Origin of the sequence: uncultured Bacteroides sp., assembly GCF_905207245.1 — a bacterium.
Taxonomy (GTDB): domain Bacteria; phylum Bacteroidota; class Bacteroidia; order Bacteroidales; family Bacteroidaceae; genus Bacteroides.
Genome location: NZ_CAJLKP010000129.1, coordinates 1 through 9357 on the forward strand (window position 1 = coordinate 1; position 9357 = coordinate 9357).

11 protein-coding genes and 1 pseudogene are annotated in these 9357 nt (G+C 48.3%); 7 read left to right on the top strand and 5 right to left on the bottom strand.

Annotated features, from left to right (window positions below):
- The 4 genes and pseudogenes from QZ135_RS23450 to QZ135_RS25010 all read left to right on the top strand — a co-directional run.
- Positions 1-275 (top strand): annotated as a pseudogene (locus QZ135_RS23450) (hypothetical protein); the annotation flags it as partial.
- A 12-nt stretch (positions 276-287) separates the two neighbouring features.
- Entirely contained in the window at positions 288-2114 is a 1827-nt protein-coding gene (locus tag QZ135_RS23455; RefSeq protein WP_294615331.1) for an antirestriction protein ArdA, read from the top strand.
- Entirely contained in the window at positions 2111-2308 is a 198-nt protein-coding gene (locus QZ135_RS23460) for a hypothetical protein (RefSeq protein ID WP_007705928.1), read from the top strand. Before QZ135_RS23455 ends, QZ135_RS23460 begins: the two co-directional genes overlap by 4 nt.
- Before the next feature lie 229 nt (positions 2309-2537).
- Positions 2538-2753, top strand: coding sequence for a hypothetical protein (locus tag QZ135_RS25010; protein ID WP_365979377.1), 216 nt, complete (start codon positions 2538-2540; stop codon positions 2751-2753).
- A gap of 10 nt (positions 2754-2763) precedes the next feature.
- Here QZ135_RS25010 and QZ135_RS25015 read toward each other — a convergent pair whose 3' ends face one another.
- The 5 genes from QZ135_RS25015 to QZ135_RS23485 all read right to left on the bottom strand — a co-directional run bounded on the left by QZ135_RS25015 (position 2764) and on the right by QZ135_RS23485 (position 6460).
- Positions 2764-3123: a DUF6050 family protein gene (locus QZ135_RS25015; protein WP_365979378.1), complete on the bottom strand. Its 360-nt coding sequence runs from the start codon at positions 3121-3123 to the stop codon at positions 2764-2766.
- Positions 3124-3167: 44 nt separating this feature from the next.
- Positions 3168-4511, bottom strand: coding sequence for a relaxase/mobilization nuclease domain-containing protein (locus tag QZ135_RS23470; protein ID WP_294615340.1), 1344 nt, complete (start codon positions 4509-4511; stop codon positions 3168-3170).
- Positions 4472-4801, bottom strand: a complete 330-nt coding sequence (gene mobC, locus QZ135_RS23475) for a plasmid mobilization relaxosome protein MobC (protein WP_294615344.1) — start codon at positions 4799-4801, stop codon at positions 4472-4474. Before mobC ends, QZ135_RS23470 begins: the two co-directional genes overlap by 40 nt.
- 218 nt (positions 4802-5019) lie before the next feature.
- Positions 5020-5364 carry a helix-turn-helix transcriptional regulator gene (locus QZ135_RS23480; RefSeq protein ID WP_007705912.1) on the bottom strand — a complete coding sequence of 115 codons (345 nt, stop codon included), beginning with the start codon at positions 5362-5364 and terminating at the stop codon, positions 5020-5022.
- A 127-nt stretch (positions 5365-5491) separates the two neighbouring features.
- Entirely contained in the window at positions 5492-6460 is a 969-nt protein-coding gene (locus tag QZ135_RS23485) for an AraC family transcriptional regulator (protein WP_007705909.1), read from the bottom strand.
- 207 nt (positions 6461-6667) lie between these two features.
- Here QZ135_RS23485 and QZ135_RS23490 point away from each other — a divergent pair, with 207 nt between their 5' ends.
- The 3 genes from QZ135_RS23490 to QZ135_RS23500 all read left to right on the top strand — a co-directional run.
- Complete coding sequence (locus QZ135_RS23490) at positions 6668-7258, top strand: MptD family putative ECF transporter S component (RefSeq protein WP_007705906.1); 591 nt, start codon at positions 6668-6670, stop codon at positions 7256-7258.
- Positions 7255-7980: an energy-coupling factor transporter transmembrane component T gene (locus QZ135_RS23495; protein WP_177308202.1), complete on the top strand. Its 726-nt coding sequence runs from the start codon at positions 7255-7257 to the stop codon at positions 7978-7980. The genes QZ135_RS23490 and QZ135_RS23495 overlap by 4 nt, the downstream gene beginning before the upstream one ends.
- On the top strand, positions 7977-9357 hold a 1381-nt coding region (locus tag QZ135_RS23500), incomplete at its 3' end, for an energy-coupling factor ABC transporter ATP-binding protein (protein ID WP_294615354.1). The genes QZ135_RS23495 and QZ135_RS23500, both read left to right, overlap by 4 nt.

A 9357-nucleotide genomic window follows, 5' to 3' on the forward strand; every position in this document is an offset into this window, starting at 1 on the left:
GGTATCTGGCACAGCACATGGATATGCTGCTGCCCCCGGAACTTCTGAAAGCGATCGACCCTGTTCCGTTTGGCAAGTATGCCATGCAGGAGGAACAGGGGCATTTTACGGAACACGGATATATTTCTCTCTCCGGCGACGAGTGGAACCATGAACGCCCTGCGGAGCCGGAGAAAAAGCCCTCCATCCGGGAACGGCTGGAACAGGGCAAGAAGGAATGTGCAGAGAAAAGCAAGGCGCAGCCCCATAAGGAAAAATCTGCGCCGGAGCTGTAAGGAGGTGCTGATATGCCATATTACGATCACAACAAGGATTATCCCTTTGCCGCCTTTATCACCAATCTTGGGAAATATAACGAGGGCGAGCTTGTGGGCGAATGGGTGAAGTTTCCCACCACCGCCGAGGAATTGAAGGAAGTGTTTAAGCGGATCGGGATCGGCCAGAAGGATGACTTCGGCCAGACCTATGAGGAATGGTTCATCACGGACTATGACTGCTATGTGGACGGTCTTTACAGTAAGCTGGGTGAATATGAAAATCTGGACGAGCTGAATTATCTGGCATCGAAGCTGGATGAAATGAGCGAAAGCGAATACGCACAGTTTCAGGCCGGTATGGAAATGGGCGACCATTGCGGCAGCCTGCAGGAGATCATCAACCTCACTGAGAATCTGGATTGCTATGAGGTTTACCCCGATATCCATGACTATGACGATCTGGGCCGCTATTACATCGAAGAACTGGACGTTATGCAGGTGCCAGAGCATTTGCAGAATTACATCGACTATGAGGCCTACGGCCGGGACGTTGCGTTGGAGGAAAACGGCACCTTCACGGATCAGGGCTATGTGCGTGATACGGGTGACAGTTTCCATGAGTATTACGACGGTGAGCGCGGCAGTATCCCCGACGAGTACCGGGTGATGACCTTCCAGGACGATCTTCCCGAAGAAGAAAAATCCGAGTGGGCTATGGATATTGCCTTTGACATGGACGAGTTTTTCCGTCAGAACGATCCGCAGTATGCGGCGGAGCACCCGGAGGCGCACGCCGCAAAGGAAGAACTTTACGAAAACCTGATGGCGGGACGCATTTCTGCGCTGGATGAAAAGCTGGCGGCGCTGGGGCAGACGCAGGAGGACTATCTTCCTTCGGAGATTGAAAAGTTCAAGGATGCCACGGGCTATGAAGAATTTCTTGATTTTGATCCGGCGGAGGTCAAGGCCGCTTTGGATGACCCGGAGAAGTCCCATGCGGATGAAATGCTGTCCGCTGCGGAGAAGGTTGCCTCGGAAAAGATGACAGTGCTTGTAGTGGAGCCTATGAAGGAACCCTATGTGAAGGAGATCGACCCCGATCTTCATTCCCTGCAGGCGGAGGTCGGCGGAGACATTGGCGCAACTTATCCCTATTCTGACCCGGTGGCGCTGGTTTGCAATGATGAAGGAAAGCTCATAGGGCTTGATCTGAACCGTGGGCTGCGGGATGAAAATGGAGAAATTTATGATATCGTAGCAGGGACTTTTTTGGTGGTTGGACTTGGTGAGGAAGATTTTGCGTCCCTGTCCCCGGAACTGATTCAGAAATACACGGAACAGTTCAAAACGCCGGAACGATTTATGCAGATCAATGGCAATATCGTTGTTCTTCCTGTCCCAGCAGAGAAGCAAGACCTCGCTTATCTGCCAGACCGTTTTGAAACTGGCGAGCGTGTGCAGACACCGAGGGGCAGCTTTCAGGTGACGGCTATGAGCCGGGAACAGATGGAGGCGGCCGGTTACGGTGTCCACCATATTTCCGATGATGGAAAGTATCTTATCATGGGAAATGGCACACGGGCATTTGCCGTGGCAGCGGAGCAGCCGGAAAAGGACAATCCTCTCCGTACTGCTGAAATGACGCTGGAGGATGACTACGGCATGATCGACGGCGTTATCAACAACGGCAGACGCGGCGAGGAATTGGAAAAGGCCCAGGAGTACGCAGAACGGATAACGCCGGAGAAGTCTTCAATCCGTGAGCGGTTGGAGGACGCAAAACGGGAGTGTGCCGAGCACAAACCCCCGGAGGGAAAGAAGTCCGGTCGTGATGTGCCGGAGCATGACTGCCTATGAGCCGAAGCAAGAAGTGGCGGCTGGAATGGGCGTTCTTCCTGGGCGAGAACGGCAGGCGGCAGTATAACCATATCTGTAAAAAATGTGTTCACGGCTGCAAGCAGAGTTTCCGGGCGTGTCTGGTCGCTTGCCCGCATTACAGTTCCAAACGGTCTAAAATCTGTGAGGATAAGGGGGCGAAAAACGCAGAATAATTCCCTGTATTCGTATTTTCAAAGGGAGCCTTTATGATTTTTCATGTGTCGGTCTGCTTGCTGGCACATGAAGAAAAAGGCTTGATTTCAAACACTTTCTGTCACGCAAAACGGGAGTACAGCTTTTCGGTTCATCCGATTGGCTGTACTCCCGCTTTTTCTTTTTGCTATCATCAAATTACTTTAACACGGTTCTGTTGTTTGAACAGGGGTACAAATTGTACCTCCGTTGAAAAGGAATTTCCATAGTATTTTCTCATTAGGATTGGATAGGAAAGGATGGATAGCCGCCGCAGTAGGCGTTGTGGAAATGTGTGTAAACTGCCAGGATTGTGAGGCTGTGGGAAAGCTGTTTGCAGACTTGTGGGAAAAGGCTTGTCTTTTTCCATCAGGTTGTGAATGGCTTTTCCATCGGCACGAGCGGCAGTTTTCCATATTTCCATGACGCAAGAAAATCATCCAACGATCAGCCGGTACACCGTCAGCGGCACATACCATACCGCTACGATCAGCCGCCATACCAGAACGAAACCACCTATCACGCCGCCGATAATGAAGTTCAATGCAAACAGGGCGATCCCTCCACCCAGGGAGCCGCAGCCAGGCACGATCCAGAGGCACATCCGATGGAGTCCAAACGGCAGCCCGCAGAGTATCCAGAGCCATACATAGTCAAGCTCTCCGTTCTTCACGCAGGCGGATTTGAAGATACAATACAGGATCAGCGCCACGGTCACGGGCAATACGCTTTTGAAGAAAAATGCTTTGATTGCTTCGCTTCTTATCATCTGTAAAACCTCCTTCCGCAGTTCCATTATACAGGATGCCGGGAGCTGCGCCCAGCGTCTTTCAAAGAAATTTATTCCAGTTCATGCCGCCGCTGTTGTTCCTGTTCCTTTGGAACGGTCAGCAGCGCATCCACATTCTGCTTGACGGTATCGTATTCCTGGGCTTCGGCTCTTGCGGCTTTATATTCAGCAAGGAGCCGTTCCTTTTCTGCGTTGAGATTAGCAAGCTCCGTTTTCATGCTTTCCGTTGTCGGCAGCGGCACAGTCCCCAGCCGTTTTAATTCTCTGGCGGCCGCTTCAAAAAGGATGATCTCGCTCTCATGCCCCCGCAGAAACTTTTCTTTATCATTCGATTTACGGTATCTTTCATAAAGCGGCTTTAGCTGACGGTAAGTTCCGGCATGCTTCATCACAAGGGAAAGTTCGGCACTTCTGCTTTCTATCCGCTTGATCTCTGCATGAGCGGTATCCCTGCGTGCGGATACTGCGGTCAATTTGCTTTCCAGTTCTCCATAACTGCTTATCCCGTGTTCCGTCAGGAAATTCATGGTCTTGGCGGCCTGTTTCAGATTGTTCAGCTTCGCCCAATGGGTGAAGCCTGCGCTCTGCTGTGCCTTAATGTTATTCTGGATATCAATGAGCAGGCTGATCTTTCCGTCCTGCCGTTTCGGTTGGCGGGAAGGTCTGGATCGTCCGGCAATCCGGGCGGCAAGGGCTTCTTCGGTGTAGTCAACCCCCAGCGTTTTCAGACGGGTGAACCGTTCCTGATCCGGTGCTCTGGCAGAGATATACTTGCCGCGCTTGATCTCATAACCTTCTCTCTGCAGGCGGCGAAGCAGCTCTTCCAGGTTGGAACAGGCTGGCAGAAGTCGGTCAATGGCAGCTTTCAACTTTGCCTTATAGCTGGTGACGTTCTGCGTGGCCTGATGTTCAATATAGCTCTTGCCCTTGTCCTGTCCGGGAATGATGACAGACAGACCGTGTTCCTTGCAAAGCCGGTCGGAGGTGCGGCGGATATAGTGATAACTCCGCTTGTTGGAATGATAGTGCTTGTGATCCGCAAAGCTGACCGTATTGAAAATCAGGTGGTTATGAACATGATCTTTGTCTATGTGGGTGGTAAGGACAAATTCATACTTGCCGCCCAGGATTTCTTTTGCAAGTTCCATGCCTATTTCATGGGCCTGTTCCGGCGTAACCTCCCCAGGCTGAAAGGCTTGGATCAGATGGCGACCCAGGTTCGTTCCCTTGTCGATGGCATGGCGGCGGGTCCAGGAAAATTCGATATCCGCAGTTTCGGCGGCACAGCCATAGGAAGAAACAAGCAGCTTTCCGTCCGTCTTTTCCGGGTTGCAGATATAGTCAATGGCTGCTTTCAGCGTTGATTTGATAGGATGTGTCTTTGTAACTGCCATATCTCGTCCAGCCTTTCCCGTATCTCGTCCATGTCGGCCTGATACGCAGGACCTCCGGCGTTGATCCGCTTGGCAATCTGATTGATGTTCCGACCGATAGCGGAAAGCTCTTTGGTGAACGCCTTGATATCTGCGGTGTCCGTATAGATGATATATCCGTCAATCGCCATCTTGCGGAGGTAGGCACCATATCTGCGTGTGGGGAGCTGGCTCATTTTCTCGTTTATGAGCTGTTTTTCGTCCTCCGTAACATAGAATTTCATTTGGATATTCCGCTTTCGGTTTGCCATGCGCCGCCTCCGTTCTTTATAAGGGTTTGGGACTATCCCAACAAGCAATTTTGAATTTTCGGGCAAGGGACCTGAAAATCTCAAAATTCGCAAGCGGGTACTCGCTTGCTGTGCTTGCTACCGTATCTTATCCCTACTTATAAAGCGTTGCAGAAGTCCAAAAATGCCCGCAAAAGAGCATAAAATAAGAGCCGCTCTACAAACTGGTAAAGCGACTCTTATTCGTTCATTTTGATTGCCCCATCAATGGTTGCTTCCACAATAGGAAGATACTTCTCTGGGCAGAGTGCCAACTTGTGGCTAACTCGTTGACGCAGCTTGCTTTCTTCTCGCATGACCTCTGGATTGAAATATCGTTCCATCGGCAAGCCGCAGATTTTTACAAGCTGAATGATAACCGGCAAACTTGGAATCGTTTGCTCTAATTCGATATTGGCAAGATAGCGCGGATCAACATGTATCTGCTCTGCCAGCACTCTGCGAGACATATTCAAAGCCTCCCGCGCGGCTTTTATATCTGCACCAAAGGTTTCAAAGCCCGGACAGTCTTTAATTTTTGCCATTCAACATCACCCACATACATTTTATATTTCATAGTTTGTACATGGAATGATTTGATATGTACTTCACCTACATTTTATAGTTCGGTGCAAAATCAGACGAGCGCCAGAGTTTCCTCTGGCGCTCATTTTACTTTCGCTGTGCGCTTTTTCTGTACTCCAGTGGCAACAATCCAGTGCTTTTACGGAATAATTCTGCAAATCGGCTTGAAGTGGAATAGCCTACTGTTTTGGCAACTTGCCCGACTGTCAGCTCTGTATATGCCAGCAGATATTCTGCTTGACTCATGCGCCGCTGTTGAACATATTCCGTGATGGTGCAGTCGTAGTATTTCTTAAAACAGTTTTTGAGCTTTGTTGTTCCCATGCAGGCAATCTGTGTTAGCCGTTCCAGAGGAATATCAAAAGCATAGTGGTCGCTAAGATAAGCGGCAACTATTTGGAGATTTTCAATATCCTGTTGAGAGAGCTTATGGACTGGTTTATCAGGATGTTTCTTCTGATATTCCACCACCATTGAAACGGCTTCTGCGACTTTACCCTCATAAAAAAGTTTTGCGGCAATCCCTTCCCCGCGATAGTCCTTGATTTCTGTGAGTAACCGTGACATTTCTGGAAAGTCGGAAGTTTGGTCGATCTTCCGAAATGCATCCACAGGATTAATCTGTGCCTCTGGGTACAGTTTTTTCAGGTAGTCCTCATAATATGCCGGTGCAATCTCAATCCCAACCGAACGGATTGGAATATTTTTATGTATCAAAGCCTTGTATGGAGCGTAGCCTCCAATAAATGTTTTGATACAACCGGCAGACAGCCTACGGTATGGAGATAATTCCTCCCCGGAAATAGAGTCATACCGAGTGATACTCAGACATTCCGGCAGGGAACATTCCAACATGAAATCTTCGTGGAAGGAAAAGTTGTGGATTTTAATATCATATAAGTCTTTCTGTCCATAAGTCCAGTAGGAGCCTTCTCCAACTTCGGGAGAAAGTTTCCAGCAGTCACCTAATGCCCCATATTGCTGGTTGTCTGGGTCACGGATAAAACCGTGTTCAATCAGCAACGGTGTATAAAACTGGTCAATAATTTCAGACATGAAAACAGACCATCTCCTTTTTGCAACGATTAGACGAACTTTTGAAAGGAACAGACGAACATCGCCGGGACCTATTGAATGTTGTTCGATAAATGCGTATTGTATTAGACAGTGGTTATAGCTATCTAACCGTAGAATATCACAAGCCATTTGTCGAGTCAAGACAATGAAAGGTAGGAGGTCAAAATGAGTAATCAAGTAAATTCTATGAACAAAGGTCTGACAGTGAAAGACCTTGTAACAACAGGTATTTTTACTGCACTGTTATTTGTTTTTGTATTGGTGGGCGGCGTTTTTTTTGCAACGAATCCTGTACTTACTTTTTTCATGCCGGCAGGAGGTGGGCTGCTTGCTGGCCCCATTTATCTTTTGCTGATTGCAAAAGTACATAAGCGTTGGAGCCTTTCTATAATGGGCGTTATCATGGGTATTATTTGGTTCGTGACCGGTATGCACTGGGCTTTTGCATTGGGCTACCTGATCATGGCGATTGTCGCGGACTTTGTTGCTGGTGCAGGGCAGTACAAAAGCAAAAAACTCAACAGTCTGTCTTACATCCTGTTCTCCCTCGGCGGTACTGGATCGTATATCGTTTTCTTTGCTGACCCCAATGGTTGGGCGCAGACCATGTTGGGGAATGGAACCGAACAGAGCTACATCGACACCATGCAGGCAACCGCTAATACCGGCATCCTGATTGCCATGTTTGCCGCTGCTATTATTACATCTGCAATCAGCGCTTTTGTAGGCTGCAAAATGCTGAAAAAGCAGTTTGAAAAAGCAGGTATTACAGCATGAGCGGTAAACGCCACAAGAAAGAGCTTTGGCTCGACCCACGGGCCAAGCTCTTTCTTATTCTTATGTGTGTTTTATCGTCCATGTTTGCGCCCTCACTTGCATATCAATTTATCCTTGTTATGCTGATTGCGATATTAGGGGCTTTCTTTGGAAAGTGGAAATATGTCATTAAGGCTGTATGCTTTTATGCGGTCATCTGTGCCCTGACAGTTTGGATCATGGCAGAAATGACAGGCACGCTGCGGACAATGTTTATTGCCTTTTTAGGCTTGTTTCATAAGGTCTATGCGTGCGGAACCTTGGCTGGGATTGTTCTGACTACTACAAAAGTCAATGAGTTCCTGTCTGCTATGAGCCGTGTCCGCGCACCCAAAAAGTTAGTAATTCCTATGGCAGTTATGCTGCGGTACATTCCAACTATTCAAGAGGACTGGCGCTATATCACAGACGCTATGCGGATGAGAGATGTTTCACCATCTCTGGCGGGCTTTTTAACACATCCGGGCATGACGGTTGAGTGTATTTATGTACCTTTATTGATGGCAGCTTCAAAAGCGGCGGATGATCTTTCTGTTGCTTCTGTCACTCGTGGAATTGAAAATCCCAATCCACGCACCTGTCTTGTCCAGATAAAATGCGGAATTGCCGATTGGGGCGTCATGACCGTTGCCGTAGCTTATCTGATTTTTGAATTATGTGTGCGGGGAGGTGCGATCGGTTGATTGAGTTTGAAAATGTATCGTTTTCCTATACAGGGCAGGAACATGGTGGGCTACGCGACATCAATTTGAAAATTTCGGACGGAGAATGCGTCCTGTTCTGTGGCCGCAGCGGGTGCGGAAAAACAACGATTACAAGGCTGGTGAATGGACTGATCCCTCAGTTTTATCAGGGGGAGCTTCATGGCCATGTGTTGGTAGATGGTCAGGAAATCAGCAATATCGCCATGTATCAGATTGCCGCTAAGGTTGGCTCCGTTTTCCAAAATCCACGGACGCAGTTTTTCAATGTTGATACAGACAGTGAGATTGCCTTTGGAATTGAAAATGAAGCTCGCCCTCCCAAGAAATTGGCTGAGCGAGTAGAGCAGACAACTGAAGATTTGCATATTCAAAAGCTACGAAACAGAAATATTTTTGAGTTGTCCGGCGGAGAAAAGCAGAAAATCGCCTTTGCTTCTGTTTATGCCATGAACCCACAGATTTATCTATTGGATGAACCATCCTCTAATCTGGATATGACTTCGATCCAGGAACTAAAGGAACATTTGCGGCTGATAAAAAAACAGGGCAAAACAGTTTTGATAGCGGAACATCGTCTGTACTACCTGATGGAGTTGGCTGACCGAATTGTTTATCTGGAAAAAGGAGAAATCAAAGGAATATACACCCCGGAAGAATTTCGGCAGCTATCTGAACCTGATCGTGAACACATGGGTCTGCGAGCTGTTGATCTACAGGCGGTATTCCCGCCAAAAGCCCACTTGCCTGCGCCTCCCCCTGTATTGGAGCTGCGGAATGTGACGCTCCGTTACAAGAAGCAAACAATTTTGCATGACATTGAGCTATCCGCCGGAAAGGGCGAAGTGATTGGTGTGGTCGGCCACAACGGAGCTGGAAAGACTACATTTTCCCGCGCTCTCTGTGGGCTTCACAAAGACTGCGATGGACAATTTTTGTGGGAAAGCGAGCCGATTGAGCGTAAGGAAAGGCTGCAACGCTCTTATATGGTCATGCAGGATGTGAACTATGAGCTTTTCGCTGACAGCGTAGAAGCAGAATGTTCCTTTGGCATCCGAAATCCAGACCAAACATTGGTAAATGCAACTTTGGAAGAACTGGGACTTTCCCCATATCGAGAACAACATCCAAACACGCTTTCCGGCGGTCAAAAGCAACGAGTAGCTGTAGCTGTCAGCATGATTTGTGGGAAAGACTTGCTTGTATTTGATGAACCGACCAGCGGCCTTGACTTTGACAGTATGACGCAGGTTGCAGGATTGATCCGGCGATTATCCAATATGGGAAAAGTCATTTTCATTGTCACCCACGATTTTGAATTTGTCTGCCGTACCTGCTCACGTGTCCTGCATTTTGACG